The 15,592-nt window shown below is 68.2% G+C and carries 17 protein-coding genes; 12 read left to right on the plus strand and 5 right to left on the minus strand.

Annotation, left to right across the window (positions count from 1 at the left end):
* Positions 1-2: 2 nt before the first annotated feature.
* On the minus strand, positions 3-1,088 hold the full coding sequence (locus QQG74_RS21645; RefSeq protein ID WP_341721116.1) for a tyrosine-type recombinase/integrase: 1,086 nt from the start codon (positions 1,086-1,088) through the stop codon (positions 3-5).
* A 188-nt stretch (positions 1,089-1,276) separates the two neighbouring features.
* Here QQG74_RS21645 and QQG74_RS21650 point away from each other — a divergent pair, with 188 nt between their 5' ends.
* The 11 genes from QQG74_RS21650 (at position 1,277) to QQG74_RS21700 (ending at position 11,154) form a co-directional block, all read left to right on the plus strand.
* Entirely contained in the window at positions 1,277-3,739 is a 2,463-nt protein-coding gene (locus QQG74_RS21650) for a DUF87 domain-containing protein (protein WP_341716588.1), read from the plus strand.
* 207 nt (positions 3,740-3,946) lie between these two features.
* Positions 3,947-4,804: a replication-relaxation family protein gene (locus QQG74_RS21655; protein WP_341716589.1), complete on the plus strand. Its 858-nt coding sequence runs from the start codon at positions 3,947-3,949 to the stop codon at positions 4,802-4,804.
* A 318-nt stretch (positions 4,805-5,122) separates the two neighbouring features.
* On the plus strand, positions 5,123-5,812 hold the full coding sequence (locus QQG74_RS21660) for a hypothetical protein (RefSeq protein ID WP_341716590.1): 690 nt from the start codon (positions 5,123-5,125) through the stop codon (positions 5,810-5,812).
* Positions 5,813-5,908: 96 nt separating this feature from the next.
* A complete protein-coding gene (locus QQG74_RS21665) occupies positions 5,909-6,640 on the plus strand; it encodes a hypothetical protein (RefSeq protein ID WP_341716591.1) in 732 nt (243 codons plus the stop codon).
* A 13-nt stretch (positions 6,641-6,653) separates the two neighbouring features.
* Entirely contained in the window at positions 6,654-7,247 is a 594-nt protein-coding gene (locus QQG74_RS21670; RefSeq protein ID WP_341716592.1) for a hypothetical protein, read from the plus strand.
* Positions 7,248-7,426: 179 nt separating this feature from the next.
* Positions 7,427-8,686 (plus strand): helix-turn-helix domain-containing protein, encoded by a 1,260-nt coding sequence (locus QQG74_RS21675; RefSeq protein WP_341716593.1) that lies wholly within the window; start codon positions 7,427-7,429, stop codon positions 8,684-8,686.
* A 72-nt stretch (positions 8,687-8,758) separates the two neighbouring features.
* Positions 8,759-9,748, plus strand: coding sequence for a DUF932 domain-containing protein (locus QQG74_RS21680; RefSeq protein ID WP_341716594.1), 990 nt, complete (start codon positions 8,759-8,761; stop codon positions 9,746-9,748).
* Between the two features lie 125 nt (positions 9,749-9,873).
* On the plus strand, positions 9,874-10,275 hold the full coding sequence (locus QQG74_RS21685; RefSeq protein ID WP_341716595.1) for a hypothetical protein: 402 nt from the start codon (positions 9,874-9,876) through the stop codon (positions 10,273-10,275).
* Entirely contained in the window at positions 10,272-10,394 is a 123-nt protein-coding gene (locus tag QQG74_RS21690) for a hypothetical protein (RefSeq protein ID WP_341716596.1), read from the plus strand. Before QQG74_RS21685 ends, QQG74_RS21690 begins: the two co-directional genes overlap by 4 nt.
* A gap of 96 nt (positions 10,395-10,490) precedes the next feature.
* Entirely contained in the window at positions 10,491-10,715 is a 225-nt protein-coding gene (locus QQG74_RS21695; protein WP_341716597.1) for a hypothetical protein, read from the plus strand.
* Positions 10,716-10,806: 91 nt separating this feature from the next.
* On the plus strand, positions 10,807-11,154 hold the full coding sequence (locus QQG74_RS21700; RefSeq protein WP_341716598.1) for a hypothetical protein: 348 nt from the start codon (positions 10,807-10,809) through the stop codon (positions 11,152-11,154).
* Here QQG74_RS21700 and QQG74_RS21705 read toward each other — a convergent pair.
* From QQG74_RS21705 to QQG74_RS21720, 4 genes are all read right to left on the minus strand, one after another.
* On the minus strand, positions 11,120-11,767 hold the full coding sequence (locus QQG74_RS21705; RefSeq protein WP_341716599.1) for an IS3 family transposase: 648 nt from the start codon (positions 11,765-11,767) through the stop codon (positions 11,120-11,122). The two genes, QQG74_RS21700 and QQG74_RS21705, sit on opposite strands and share 35 nt — an antisense overlap.
* A 295-nt stretch (positions 11,768-12,062) precedes the next feature.
* On the minus strand, positions 12,063-12,374 hold the full coding sequence (locus QQG74_RS21710; protein ID WP_341716540.1) for a transposase: 312 nt from the start codon (positions 12,372-12,374) through the stop codon (positions 12,063-12,065).
* 560 nt (positions 12,375-12,934) lie between these two features.
* Complete coding sequence (locus QQG74_RS21715) at positions 12,935-14,029, minus strand: hypothetical protein (RefSeq protein WP_341716600.1); 1,095 nt, start codon at positions 14,027-14,029, stop codon at positions 12,935-12,937.
* Positions 14,030-14,563: 534 nt separating this feature from the next.
* Entirely contained in the window at positions 14,564-14,896 is a 333-nt protein-coding gene (locus QQG74_RS21720) for a hypothetical protein (protein WP_341716601.1), read from the minus strand.
* Positions 14,897-15,090: 194 nt separating this feature from the next.
* Between QQG74_RS21720 and QQG74_RS21725 the strand changes: the two genes are divergently transcribed.
* The gene (locus tag QQG74_RS21725) at positions 15,091-15,591 is read left to right on the plus strand and encodes an HAD domain-containing protein (protein WP_341721304.1); all 501 of its coding nucleotides are present in this window, start codon (positions 15,091-15,093) and stop codon (positions 15,589-15,591) included.
* Position 15,592 lies beyond the last annotated feature (1 nt).

Genomic DNA, 15,592 nt, shown 5'->3' on the forward strand with positions numbered 1-15,592 from the left:
TTTCAGCCTCCCAACCCCGCGAGCCGCGCTGCGGTCCGCTCGTTCGCCGCGACCCACGCCCGTTCCACGTGTTGCGCGGGCACATGCACATAATGCGTCGTCGTCGACAGCCAGGAATGGCCCAACAGTTCCTGGATCGCTTTCAGATCGACGCCCTGGCGATACAACGACGACGCGCAGAAATGCCGTAACACGTGCGGTGTCAGCCGGCCCTTCCATTGCGGCAGCCATCGCGCCACCGCCTCGGCAAGCCCGTCACGCAACACCTGATCCCCAGCCCGGCGGCACAGCCCGGTCACAGGGTCCGGCTGACGCTCGGTCGGCAGCAGCGGCGCATCAAGGCGCTGGTAGTCATCACCAAATTGATGCCGGACATCGGCTACCCACCAATCCAGCAGCGCCCCGGCTGAGTTGATCGCCGGTATCAACCGCGTCTTCGGGCCCCGACCACGGCTGCCCTTACCGAACCGCACATGCACAGACCCGAACTCACCCAGATCTCTACGCCAGTCCCGAAGGTCGAGCATCCGCGTTTCCTGGATCCGTAAACCCACCCGCCGCCACAACGACGCCGCCAGATAACACCGCGCCGCCGGCAAATACTTGCGGGCGCTCGGCAACCAATCGCGCCACGCACCGAAAAGCTCATCGATTTCGTCTTCGCTGGGCGGCACCCGGGCAGCGCCGTAGTCCGAGCGGCCCGGCCTGTTGAACTCATCGATCACCTGCGCCACGACCACGCCGGTCAACGCCACGATGTCGCCCTGATACCGCTCGATGACGAAGTCGAAGAACCTGCCGATCGAGCTGGCCTTGTGCTCCACCGTCAGCCGGGCCCGCCCCAGCGACCGCTGCTGCGCCAGGAACCTGTCGGCATCACTCGCCTGCGCCGTCCACACCGGACGACCCAGGAAACGGATGAACTCGAACAACGCATACCGGTCCGCCGACACCGTGCTGTCGCACGAACCGGCAGCGACGCCGCACAGCAGGAACTGATCCACCAACTCCTGCTCGAAGTCTTCCGCGTCCTGCTCCGTCGCAAGGCGCCGCGGCCCATGCAACGACCGCACTGCCGCGAGCCCCATGAGCACCTCGGATCCGAGAACTCGACCAACCACCACGAACATCGGAGATCGTTCATGAATCCCGACGCCAAGTCAACAAGACCCCGGCAACCAAACCCCCACCCACGAGCTCACCAAAGGCCCCAACACCACACCGCGCGACCCAAGGAACTTCAGACAAGTCCGGTAACCGGTGTCGGGGAGGACGAATGATGACCGCCCCGACCTGGCCTGCCGAAGCCTGGCAGTGGGTCATCGCCCGGCCGTGGCTCGGCGTCCTCGCCGCCGCCGCGATCGTCGGCACGGTGTTCGCCCACGATCAGGTGCTCGCCTGGCGGCACCGCCGATTCACCGCCGGCGCGCGGTGGCTGACAATCGCCGCACCGCCGCAGGTCACCGCCGAAGCCGCCGCCGCGTTCTGGACCACCCTCATGGGTGTGCTCACACCCTCGGTGTGGCGGCGCAGGGTGTTCGGCTACCCCCACGTCGGGTGGGAGTACACCTGGACCGGCCGCGCCCTGACCATCCGAGTCTGGGTGCCCGGGACGGTGCCGCCCGGCGCGGTCGAAGCCGCCGTCCGCGCGGCCTGGCCCGCCGCCACCCTCACCACCGCCGACGCCGCCGCGCCGATCCCCGCCCAGATGGGCGAAGAGGTGGGCGGGGCGCACTGGCCGCAACACACCGACGTGCTGCCGCTGCGCGCCGAGCACGACACCGATCCGCTGCGGGCGCTGCTCGCCGCCGGGGCCGAGGTCCGCCATCGGGAGCACGCGTGCGTGCAGATCCTCGCCCGCCCGGCACCCGCCCGGCGCGTACGGGTGGCCCGGCGGGCGGCGGCGAGCACCAGCACCCATCCGCACGGGCAGCCCGACGTGGCCGCCCGCGCCGTCTCCGGCGCGGCCCGGTTGGCGATCGAGCCTCTGCTGTGGCTGCACGACGCGTTCACGCCCGGCCCGGCCCGGACCCGCGCACCGGCCACGGCGCGGCGGATAGCCGAGCGGGACCCGGTTGCCGGCGCGGACGCCCGCACGGTCGTGGACAAGGCGGTGCGGGTGCCACACTTCGAGATCGCGGTCCGGTTCGCCGTCGCCACCGACCCGGACAAGACCCCACCGGACGCGCAGCGGGCGAAGCAGATCCGCGAACGCCTGGTCGGGCTCGGGCACACGATCGCCTCGGCCGCCGCGGCGTACACGGGCCCGAACCGGCTGCGGCGGATGAAGATGCCGCAACCGGTCGCCACGATCGCCGGGCGCAGGTTGCGGCGGGGGTTTTTGGCCACCGTGCCGGAACTCGCCGCCATGGCCGCGCTGCCACTGGACCTGGCGGTGCCGGGCCTGGACCGGGCGCGGGCGAAGGCCGTACCGGCGCCGGTGCAGGTGCCCTCCGGCGGGCGGGGGGTGAAGGTGTTGGGCCGGTCGCAGATCGGCCACCACAGCGTCGGCCTGACGGTGACCGACGCCCGCCAGCACGTGCACGTGGTCGGCAAGACCGGCGTCGGCAAGTCCACGCTGCTGCTGAACATGATCCTCGGCGACATCAAAGCCGGACGCGGGACGGTGGTCATCGACCCGCGCGGGGACCTGATCACCGACATCCTCGACCGGCTCCCCGCCTCCCACGCGAGCAAAATTGTGATCATCGACCCGGACCAGGACAACCCGGCCTGCTTCAACCCCCTCGATGACGGGGGCGATCGGCACCTGGCCGTGGACAACCTGGTGGGCATCTTCGCGAAAATCTTCCAAGGGCAGTGGGGTCCCCGGATGGACGACACCATGCGGGTGGCATGCCTGACGCTGATGCGCCACGCCAAGCCGACGCTGAGTCTGGTCCCGTCGCTGTTGCAGGAACGAGAGTTCCGAGGCCGGTTCACCCACGGCCTGGACGACCCGGACGGGCTCGCCGGGTTCTGGATCTGGTACGACGGCATCAACGAGCAGTTCCGCGGCCAGGTCATCGCCCCCGTCCTCGCCAGGCTCAGGGCGTTCCTGCTGCGCGACTTCGTCAAGAGCGTCATCGGCAACGCGCACAGCTCGTTCGACATGGGCAAGATCCTCGACGGCGGTGTTCTGTTGTGCCGACTGCCGAAGGGCATCCTCGGAGAGGAGACCAGCCGCATCCTCGGGTCGATGATCGTCGCCCGCGTGTGGCAGGCCGCCATCGCCCGCGCCGCCATCCCCGAGGACCAGCGAAAAGACGCCAATCTATACATTGACGAATGTCAAAACTTTTTGACGTTGCCGGGCAGCGTTGGAGACATGCTGGCCGAAGCGCGCGGCTTCCGGCTCGGACTCGTGCTGGCGCATCAGGACTTGGCACAGTTGCCCCACGATGTGGCGGCGGCGGTGTCGGCGAACGCGCGCAGCAAGGTGTTCTTCAACGTCGACCCGGCCGACGCGCGGGAGCTGTCCCGGCACACCAAACCCGAGCTGGACGAGCACGACCTCGCCCACCTCGACGTCTACACCGCCGCCGCCCGGCTGCTGGTCGGCAACCGGGAGCTACCCGGGTTCACCTTCGTGACGAACCCACCGGCGCCGGTCGTGGGTGAGGCGACCGCGATCCGGCAGGAATGCGCCGCCGCCCACGCCCGCGCGGACGACGAGCCGCCGATGCAGCAACTCGCCCGCACCGCGATGAAGCGGCGCATGAACTCCCGCGAGCGCTGACCACCGACGCCGCTCGTTCGGTGCCTCGGCTGGGTGCGGCATCGGGGGCTCGTTTGGGGGTGTCCACGACACGAGGCCCCAGACGAGCCCCGGCACCCGGCCTGTCAGGTGTCTGGCCTGCCCAAACCGGCCTCACGACGGGTCCATACGCAAGATCAACCTATCCAGACTCCCTACGGGACTCTCTCTGCACGGGGTGACCCATCTATGCCGCAATCACGCTCGACCAGTCTGCTGGCCATCTATCCCCACATCACCAACCGGGACCGTCTCCTGCTCCAGCTCCTCGACGACCACCAGGTCCTCACCACCGACCAGATTCACCGCATGCTGTTCCACGCCCGCCGGACGTGTCAGATCCGGCTCGGTGAGCTGGCCGCCCTGGGCCTGCTAGACCGGTTCCGGTTCGCCCGCGACGGCGGCGGCAGCCACCCGTGGCACTGGACGCTCGGCCACCACGGGCACCGCTTCCAGGCCGCCGCCCACCAACGGCCCGAACCCACCCTTCGCACCAGCCGGCAGACCGCGCAGCGACTCTCGGCGAACCCACACCTGACGCACCTGCTCACCGCGAACGAGTTCTTCGTCCGCCTCACCGCCTACGCCCGCCAGCACCCAGAGGCGCGGTTGGACCGGTGGTGGTCCGAGTCGCTGACCACCAAGCAGTTCCGGACCATCACCGCCGACGGACACGGCCTGTGGAGCGTCGGCGATGCCACGGTGGGGTTCTTCCTGGAAGTCGACACCGGCACCGAACCCCTGCGCAGCCGGGTGGTGACCAAGCTCGACCGGTACGCACGCCTGACCCGGCGTGGCGGACCCCGCTACCCGGTGCTGTTCTGGCTCGGCAGCGAACACCGCGAAGAACACCTCCACCAGCTCCTACGCGGCGATCACGACGATGTTCCGGTCGCGACCGCCACCCACACCAGCGAGCCCGCCGAAGCGGTCTGGCTCCCGACCGGCGCCACCGGTCGGGTCCGGCTCATCGAGCTGCCCAGCGACCACGGCAAGCCGGTAGCGGACAACCCGAACTACCAAGACGACGGGGACTTCGTCTGCTGACAGACCCTGACAGGCACACGGCGGGTTCTGTCACCGCAGGTCAGAGGCATAGTCGTGGTCCTGATAGGGCTGGTGCTGTCAGGTCACGACGCTACGGTGCAGCTTCTTGTCTTTGCTCGCACCGCCGCCCGTCTGTTTTCCCTTTCGGATCTGCCCGCGCCAGCGGGATCACCCACAGCCCACCCTCCGGTCGGCTCGTGATCCACACCTCGCGCCCAACACGGCAGCTCTCCTGGTCCAGACGCCGCGATCCGGTGGCACCACCCCTGCACACCCAACCATCCATGCCCCGCCCTGTCGCGAAGGGAGCACTCCGCCATGCCCAAGCCCACGCCGCTCACCGACAAGGTCGTCACCGTCTGCTTCGCCCCCGGCGAAGACGCCGACTGGTTCGCCGCCTCGGAGAAGGTCAACGACCTTCTGCACGCCAACGGCACCCCGGCCCGCCGCTACCGCGTCCGGCACCGCCGCTTCATCGGCTGGCTGACCCGGTTCCTCGGCTACTACCTGCTCGACGCCGCCCGCCGCTTCGGCGCGGTCACCCTCGCCGCTGGAGGCCGCAAGAGCCGCCTCGACCTGACGGGCACCACCACCCAGGCCGCCCACGCCGCTGCCCTTCGCTGGCGTGCGTGGAACACCCACATCAACGCCACCACCCGGCCCGCCCGCCCGTGGGAGGACTACCTCGCCCAGCACCACGCCGACCCTGGCAAGGTCACCCTGAACGAGGCCCGCCGCCGCTTCGAGCAGCAGCCCCGCGTCCTGGCGATGCTCGCCGCCTCGTTCGACCCCTACGAGCTGTCCGTCTACCAGGCCGGCGAAGCCACCTACGTCGGGCTCCACTGGCGCATCGCGCTCATCGGCGACGCGCTGATCACCACCGAGGGCCGGCTCCTCGCCCCGGCCAGTGACTCTGTCGCGGACCGGTTCCGGTTCCTCAACGAGGCGTGCGCCTACCTGCGCGGCCTGCGCTCCGACGCACGCCTGTGCGCCGTCGCCATCGCCTAAACCCCGTATCGCCTGAAACCTCCGAAGGCCGGTCGCAGCCCCCGCTGCGACCGGCCTTCGTCATGCCCACAACCCGACCAGAGAAGGAGTTCCTCGATGTTCCTGACCGATCCGGTGTTGCGGCGTATCGCCGCCGACACCAACGACGTCCTGGCCGAGCAGCTGTGGCGCCACGACACGGCCGCCCTCGACGCTCTCGGTGACCTCGCCCGCGTCCTGCACAAGACCGCCCGCGACTTCACCGACAGCGCTGCCACCCTCGACCAGTCCCTCGTCCGGGTGCGTGACCTTGCCGAAAGGGCCCGGCAGGGATTGGCTGCCCGCGCCGGCCTGCACATGGCCGGCTACGGGCAGGCCCTCACCGGCGCGCTCGTCGCCCGCGAGCGGCACATCGTCCTCGGGGTCGCGCTCGTCACCGCGTACCGCGCGTGGCGCAACCACCGGTCGATCGGCGACCGCGACGAGCGGCACCTGCTCCTGCGACGCGGCGACCCGTCGCGCGGCGTGGCGACACTACGGCTCAAAGACCCGGGCACCTGGCTGGTGGTGCCCGACGCCGAGGCTGCCAGCGCCTTCACCATCCCTTACCCCGATCGTGTCGTCGGCGAGGTCGCCGAGACCGAGCAGGGGTGGGCGCCGACCGCGTACACCGACCCGCAGCATCGCCAGATCCAGTCCGGCATGGCGTATCCGCTTCCGGTGTGCGACGACCTCGCCTCGGCCTGCCGGTCGCTGCTGCGTTGGTGGCACCTGCGCCACTCCGACGCCTGGCGCAGCCGCACCCCCGCGCAGCTCACGCCAGCCGAACTCGCCCACCTCGCCAGCTAGATCGGGGATGCTGATGCTGCACCTCGACATGATCGGGCGATGGGTCGCTCAGGCCACCGGCCGCACCCTTGACCAGCACGCCGCCGACCCGATCCCCGCCGCCGCGCACCTGCCAGAGGCCGCCGCCACACTGCGGCACCTGCGGACCGAGTTGCTGCTCGCGGTAGACCGGCTGCGCACCCTCCTGATCAACGAGGACGACCTGACCGGTTCCGTCAGCACGGTCACCGGCCCGCTGGAGACGATCCAGGAGCTGGCCCGCGAGTACCGGTACGCCCGCAACTGGATCGACACCCTCATCGGCGACGAGGCACGGGCCGCGTACGCGCAGACGCATCCAGGCCAGACGGTACGACGGCGCTACGTCAACCCCGGCGACACCGTCCTGGTCGTCCTGCCACACACCGACTCCTGCCGCAGGCAGAACCTCGCCGGACACACCACCCGCATCCGGGTCGGCACGTCCGACGCCACACTCCGCCCACCCGGCAGCGTCAACCCGCTGCGGCTGTCCCACGCCGACGCCGGCATCTACCGCGACCCGACCGAAGACCGCCTCTACATCCTCCACACCGGCGCCGACGAGACCACCGGCGCCGGCCACTAGCCCCCTCGCCGCATCACGCAGCCCGAGGCCACCGGGCCGCAGTCCCCGCAGCGCCCCACACGGCTGCGCACCGCATCCACGTGCCTGCCGCGCTGGCCGCTGCCCGCGACCCGGCGCACCACCGCCCGGCCACCACCCCGTGCCGGGCATCCCCAACCACTAGTCCCAAGGAGGCACCGATGGAAAACCTGTCCCTGACGCCTGCCACGCAGGCCGTCCTCGACGCCCTGACCGAACTCGGTCAGGGCAGCGTCCACGAACTGGCCGACAAGGCCGGCAAGGCCCGCTCGACCACCGACAAGGCGATCAAGACCCTCGCCGACGCCGGACTGATCGCCGCAAAGGACACCGACGCCGACCCGGCCGAAGGCACGCCCACCCGGTGGACCCTGGCCACCCCGACGGAGGCCACCGACGCCGCGCCGAACGACACCACCGACCTCGGCGACGAGCACACGACCAACCCGGACGAGACCGCGCAACTCAACGGCACCGACCCCGACAACGCGGCCGACGAGCCGGACACCGGCGACACCGAGCCGGCCGACCAGACCGGCAACGAGGTCAACGGCGACGAGGACGCAGACGAGGAGCCCGACGACACGGCGGACGAGACCGACCGGGACGACGCCAGCAACGAGGGCCCGGACGACGAGGACAGCGGCGCGGACGACGCGGGTCGGACGGTCGCCGTGGTACAGCCGACGCGCCCCGGTGACCGCAAGGTCATGGCCATCAAGGGAGTCCTGGCCGACTACGGCGACGACGGCGCGACCCTTGACCTGATCGTCGCCGAAAGCGGCATCGGACACGTCACCGCTACCCGGCTGCTGACCGCGATGGAGCAGGCCGACGCCGCCCGCCGCCTGCCCGGCCAGCCGCAGCGGTGGATCCCGGGCCCGACCAAAGCCAGCGAGGTCGACCCGAACCCGGAACCGCCCCGCTGCCCGCTCTGCCTGCAGGTCATCCGCGGCCTGGCGACCACGCCGAGCGCCACGGCGGCCGTGCAACCGCTGATCCGCCCGGACGGCACCCTGCACGTCGTCGGCCCGGACGGTGAGACCCACGTCGTCACCCTGCCCACCCGCACCACCCCTCGCGCGGCGAGCACCGCCCGCACCGTGGCCCGCAGCGGCGACGGGACCGTCAACGCCGACGGCAACCAGCCGTTCGGTCGGGGCGAGTTGGAGAAACTCACCCTCGACTATCTGGCCGCCAGCCCCGACCGTCAGATGACCCCGCAGGAGATCGCCACCGCGCTCGCCGCGCAGCTGGGCCGGGCGGTCAGCAACGGGGCGGTGCGCAACAACCTCACGAAGGCCGCCGCCGGCGGGCGCATCCTCCTGGTCTCCGACAACCCGCTGACCTTCGTCCACCCGGCACCGACCGACAGCGGCGCCGCCGCCGAGGCCGACGCGGGCAGCACCGAGCAGTCCTGACCCACACCCATCCCCGCTGCGGGGGCCGAGCCGCGCGCTCGGCCCCCGCAGCCGCATCGAGAGGAGCAACCCGTGCCGCACGAACTGGAAACGTTCGCGGACGGAACCACCGCCTTCGCCAGCGCCCGCCTGTCGGCCTGGCACCAACTCGGCACCGTCACCCAAGACACCATGCGCGCCGAAGAGATCATGGCCGCCGCCCGGCTCGGCGACTGGGGGGTACGCACCATCCGCACCGTCGGCATCGACATCGTGGATGGGGTCGAGGTGCAGATCCCCGCCGACGACAAGCGGATGACCGTCCGCCGCAACCCGGTAACCGGCGCCACCGAGTATCTGGGGATCGTGGGCACCGACTACACGGTGGTCCAGAACGAGCAGTGCGCCGAAATGCTGGACCGTCTTGTCGACCAGGTGGGTGGCGCGCACTTCGAGACCGCCGGGAGCCTGCGTCGCGGCAAGAGCGTGTTCGTGACGATGAAGCTCCCGGATGCGATGCAGATCGCCGGCGTCGACCGCCTGGACCTGTACCTGATCGGTACCACCTCCCACGACGGCACCGCCGCGCTGCGCGTGGACGCCAGCCCCATCCGGGTCGTGTGCGCGAACACCCAGCGGGCCGCGTTCGCCAACGCGGTCGGGCACTACACGTTCCGGCACACCTCCAACGTCAACTCCCAGATCAGCCAGGCCCGCGAAGCCCTCGGACTGATGTGGAAGTACATGGAGACCTTCGAGAAGGCCGCCGAGCGGATGCTCCAGACCGAGATGACCATGCGCGAGTTCGAGCAGGTCGTCGGTCAGGTGTGGCCGGTCAAGGACAACGCGTCCGAGCAGACGAAGAACAACGCCAAGCAGCGGCTCGGCACGCTGAAGTACCTGATCCGCGAGGCCGACACCCAGAAAGCCATCACCGGCAGCCGGTGGGCCGGATTCCAGGCCATCACCGAGTACCTCGACCACTACCAGCCCGCCAAGAACGAGATCGCCCGCGCCAACCGGGTGCTCACCGGCAACGTCGGCGACCTGAAGGTGGCCGCCTTCGACCTGCTCAAGGTCTGACCACACCTCGTCCACACCGCCGGGGCGGCGGCCACCGTGCCGCCGCCCCGGTCAGCGAAGAAAGGGACACGCCCCATGGCACCACCGAGCACAACGAAGTGGGGTTCAGACCGGGCGGGCAGCCGATGAGCGGCCACATCCGCCACCCCCGCGACCGACGGCAGTCGGTGTGCGGACTCTTTGCCGCCGACGTGCAGCGGTGGGAGACCGAGAACCCGCCGCGCATCGACTACACCTGCGAGGACTGCTACACCCTGCTTCCCGAGGCCCAGCGACCCGATGACGCCCACCACCCTCCCGGCGACGCCACGCTCATCGACACGCTGCGGCGCATCGTCGCCGAGCGCCAGTGCGCCAAGATCGACGGCGTCATCGTGGACGTGTGGTCCGCCGCCGTCACCGTCCTGATCTGGGACCGGCTTCGTGACGACAAACGACAGCGGCTGCTGACCGTGCCGTCACACGAGCTGATCCTGCGCTGCGTCGCGATCTACACCCGCCTCACCAGAAACGGAGGCGACACGTGACCCGCCCACGGCAGCCGCAGTGGTTCCACTTCGGGCCATGGGTGTTCTCCATCGACTCAGCCGAGGCGCTGATCGCGGCGACGCCCCGCGATACCCAACCCCTCGATGTCACGACCTAGGCGACCGCGTACGGCCTGACCCGGCTCGACGACCCGCACCAGCGGGCGGTCAGCCTCATCGGCCCGACCAGCACCGCACTCGACCGGGCCCACGCTATGACCACCGACCTGACCAAACCCCTGATCGTCGCCCAACTCGACATCACCGGGCACCCACCCGCCCCACTGCTCATCGACGGAACCCATCGCCTCTACCGCGCCTGGCGCGAGCACGTGCCACGACTGCCGGCCTATCTGCTCACCGTCGAGGAAACCCGCCAGGTCCAGGACAACGTCCTCCTGGGACCCGGCCGCACCGCCATCACCCCGCCGCCGACCTGAGCGACGGACCACCCCACCACCGCGTACACCTCGGAAGCTGCCCACCGCCGGCGGCGACCAAGGCGTGCGCGTAGACGTTCGGAGGAACCCGATGGCCTACATCCAGCCGTGGCAGCGGCTCTGCGACTGCCGCTGCCTGGTCCACCACCACCGGCCCCGCACCACCTACAACGACCCCGACTGCGCCTGCACCATCACCTGCACCACCCAACCCCTCACCCTCCTGGCCGACCCCTGGGGCTGCGCCCTCTTCCTCGACTCCGGCGGCGACCTCTGGCACGTCCCCGCCATGACCCACGGCACCTTCGACTGGGCATACGCCGCAGAAATCGACAGCCGCCACGAGCACTACGACGCCAGCCGGCACATCGAGCTGAGGTTCCCCCGGTTGGCCGGAGGGTTGGTTACCTGGCGCCGGTGGGCTCAGGCTGAACGATAGTTGCCTCGTCCTGCTGGGCCTGGTGACCGTCGGGGCCTTGCGGGCGGGTGTGCCAGGCGGCTTCGTACTCGTCTGGGGATCGCCAGCCGAGGTCTTTCTGGATGCGCCGGGTGTTGTACCACCCGTCGATGTAGCTGAAGATCGCGTTCTCCGCCTCGTCGCGGGTCCGCCACGAGTTGCGGTAGACCAACTCGATCTTCAACGTCGACCAGAAGTTCTCCATCAGGGCGTTGTCGAAGCTGTCGCCGACCGACCCCATCGAGGGCAAGATTCCGTTGTCAGCCAGGCGTTGCGCGAAGCGGAACGACGTGTAGTTCGAGCCCCTGTCCGAGTGGTGGATCAGTTGCCCGTCGCGGACGTCACGCGACCAGATGCCGTATTCGAGGGCGCCGAGGATCAGGTCGGTGTCGCAGCGGTCGGAACACCGCCAGCCCACGATGCGGTTGGAGAAGACATCCCGCACGGCGGCGAGCCAGAACACGCCCTCGCCGCAGGGGATGCGGGTGGCGTCGGCGACCCACAGCCGGTTCGGTGCCGCAGCGGTGAACTGCCGGTTGACCAAATCCGGTGCCGGTGTCGCCTTTGGGTTCGACCGGGTCGAGGGATGCGCCACTTCTTGCGCAGGAACGCCCCTTGCAGTCCGGCGGTACGCATCAACCGCTCGACCCGCTTGCGGCCCACCTGGCGGCCTTGGCGGCGCAGCATGGCGTGCACCCGCGGACTGCCGTAGGTGGCGCCGGAGACCTCGTGGATCTCGGCGATCTCGACCGCCAGTTCCGCGTCCTCGCGGCGCCGAGCGGACGGATTCGCGGCTTGGGCGAGCCAGCCGTAGTAGGTGGAGACGGCTACGCCCAGGACCCGGAGGACGGGCTCGACCCCGAAGCGATCGCGCAGCTCGCCGACGAGCGTCACGACCGTCGCCGGGTTGGGTCGAGTTCCGAGGCGAAAAAAGCCGACGCGGCCTTCAGTATCTCGTTGGCGCGCTTCAGCTCGGCGTTCTCCCGCCGCAGGCGGCGCAGCTCCTCCAAGTCGGAGGTCGTGGGCCGGTCGTCACGCTGCCCACGGTCGGCTTCGTCCTGGCGGATCCAGTTCCGCAACGCCTCGTGATGCACCCCAAGCTGGCGGGCCAGCTGGCGGATCACGGGCTTCGGGTCCGACTCCCGATACAAGCGCACCGCACGTTCACGCAGCTCATCGGGGTACTTCTTCGGTGCTGCCACGGATGACTCCCTTCAGCTCCATCAGAGCATGATCGAAAGCCTCCGAGCTACCGGGGGAACCTCACCTGGTGGGCCATCCACCTCACCGGCCACACCCTCCGACTCGCCTTCCCCGGTCTCAGGGCAACCATCCAGGCAATCATCAATGGCCGACCCGCCACGTAAGCACAAACCGACGCACCGGACGTCCCTCTCCGAGGCACCGGAGTGGCTGTCACGCATGGCGGGCTGGTGTCGGGGTACCGGCACAAATACCAAGCCAGATACGACTTGAAGCGCAGACCCTGGGCACGTCAGCCCACCCCCGGTGATCGACTATCTTTGCCGACCATCGAATCTCGCGCGGCCTCCCCGACGATAACCCTGCGTAACGAACCTCTCCGAGTGTCGAAAGTCGGTCGCTTCCGGATCTGCCGATGAGCGTGCGTCCCTCCCATGCCACCAGACAGCGACAGTTTGCGGTGATTATATTCTGCGCTACACGTGATCCGTGCCGTTTACCGAAACGCGAGTGCCGTAATCGCCAAGGCGTCCGAGAAGTTGTCGCCCCACACCAGCGACTACGGACGCCACCTCGCCAAGAACTCTGCGACCACCGCCGTAACCTCACCCACATCCGACGCGAATGATTCCCAGGTATGCCCCGGCAGCAGGGCTTCAACTAGGCCACACATTGGCATCGTCAAGTCAGGTTGAAGCCTTGGATCGTTCATTTCATAGTGAACACATCGGTTTCGGATCTTCAGGCCCGCGGTCGAAACTATTCGTTTGGCTGGATCGCCGTCAAGTATTGTCTGCAGCTGCGTGATCGCTGGTGACACTAAGTCTGGATACAAGCCAGCAATTCGGCGAAGTGCGGTCAGGCAGTGGTACGCGGTTATCGTCTGCGCTCGAAAGACTGCCCCCTGGTGCCCGTGGGCAGTAAGTGGAAGAACAAGTCTAGATGTATTGAGATCTGCTTCGATTAGAAGCAACAACATCTTCAATTCCAGTGGAAAAATGGTCTCGAACCGGCCGGCAAGGTATCGATGCGCTCGGCAGTCACGTGTGCGGATCGTCAGGCTGGAGAAGTCGATGGTGGCCTCGGGCTCGTCAATGACGAATGTGGCACCGCACATCACGGCGACTGCACCACCCCATTCACTTGAGACTTCAGCTAGCGCCTGGCCGATCTTGTTGAGATCCTGCTCGCTTGGATTTATCCCCAGCCGATACGAGGCTGGCACTGTAGCGCCTATGAGTGAGTCGCCAAGGAAGTACAGGCCCAGGTCCGTCTCTGCCCAGCGAACCCACCACCGAGCCTTACCGGTGAAGGCATCTCGATGCATGGCCAGTGCGTCGCGGAACTCCGCCAGCACATCGGGCAGAGTCTTCTTATTATCGTCCGGGATCTTAGTAGTATGCCGGCTGCGCGCAGTTATCGCCGCGTATTTATCAGACAGTTGGGCGGCGAACTCCGGGATACCCACGTACCTGGAGGTGGAACGGATAGCCGTCGCGCCCTCGTGTGCGATGCGTACGAAGTGGTGGCTTAAGAATAATCCTGCGTAGCCTGTGACAAGATTATCTAATGCTGTCGATCGGGCGAGGTCGGCTACCCATCTCCCGTCCTCGTACATCAGCTTTCGCGCCGCCCAGCCGCGAAGCTCATCCATGTCTATTCCTGGCCCTGGACGGATCGGGACATGGAGCGGAAAGGTCGTCCCCTGAGCCGGGTGTAATTCGGTCATCGCGACTCCTAAATTTGGCGGCTCGTGGCATGTGCCCACCTTCAGACCGGCAGGCTCCGACTAGTGTTCCTGGCGGTCCGTGGATTGAGGTGACGCCTATAGTGCTCGGCGAGCAGAGATCGCCGCTGCGCTCTGTCGAGCGCCAGAATGGATGCCGGGCCTGCTCTGCGCGGCTGCCGCTTGGCAATAGGTAGACCTACGGCTGAACAGCCTGCTAATTATAAGACCATCGACAACAACGCCCCTAGACCTTTTTCGGGTCAATGTCATGAATGACCTCCGCAGGTTCGTTACCCTCCAGGTCGGGCAGACTATCCGCCTACAGCGTCAATCGCTACCGAGTTAAAACTCACGCGAGTCGTGACGGCGTACTGATCTGCCACAAAGGAGGCGTGGCGATCCGAGCAGGTCCGACACACCTATCTGGTCCTGCCAGCTGGGCATGCCGGCCTTCGCTCTTTAGGAGGCCGCTTCGTAGCAGCGCTCGCGTTCCTGCTGCCACAACTCGTCATCGCTCAGCGAAACATACTCGGGTCGCATCTTTCGAGCGAGGCCGTAGAAGCCCGAACTCGGTCGGTCGGTGCTGCGGGAGACGACCAGCGCGCTCCACAGCGGCTCACCTTTGTCGAACGCTCGACGGGAGACTCTATCGAGCGGCTGGCTCAGGAAGTCCGGCCTGGTTTCCACCCGCTTTGCGAGGGGGCCATAGCCGATCAGTCCCTTCGCTGTAGCGACGCCGAAAAGGATGTCCGCGATGCTGTCAACTCGGTCGACCTCGAACGTCTCAGCCATCCGGCCACGGTAGAGCAAGTCTGACCTGTGACGGTTCAGCTGATCCGCCAGACATATGGCCATCCGGATGCTTTGAAGTGTCCCCTTCTGCCGCGCCCGGTGCGCTGCGTCACGTACGGGGCGGCTGACGCCGAGGACCGCTGACCGCCAATGAGCGGTACGGTTCGGCGGTGTCTGCCACCGACAGGCAACCGTTGATCTTCATTGACATCGACGGTGTGCTCATTCCGCTGCGGGCCCGACCTATCGGTGCCGGCCGTCAGCGCAGCGGCAGCGTGGGCGACGGTCGCGACTGTTACGGCAATCCTCTGCTGGATCGCCTCGAACCCGACGACGGTCGCCGGCTACTGGCCCTGCCGGGTGACTTGGTGTGGGCGAGTACGTGGATGGTCGAGGCGAACGAGGTGGTGGCACCTCGGCTCGGCCTACCCGCCCTGCCCGTGGTCGACTGGATCGACGACGACGAACAACCACCGTACGGCGTGCACTGGAAGACCGCCTCGTTGGCGCGGTGGGCGGCGGGGCGTCCGTTCGTCTGGCTCGACGACGAGATCACCGACGCCGACCGGCGATGGGTCGCCGCCCGCCATCCACACCCGTCGCTGCTGCACCGCATCGACCCGCACCTGGGACTGACCGACACCGACCTGACGGCAGTGCGGCAGTGGCTCGACCACCGTGACAAGGCAGCGTGAT

This window comes from Micromonospora sp. FIMYZ51 (assembly GCF_038246755.1).
Classification (GTDB): Bacteria; Actinomycetota; Actinomycetes; order Mycobacteriales; family Micromonosporaceae; genus Micromonospora.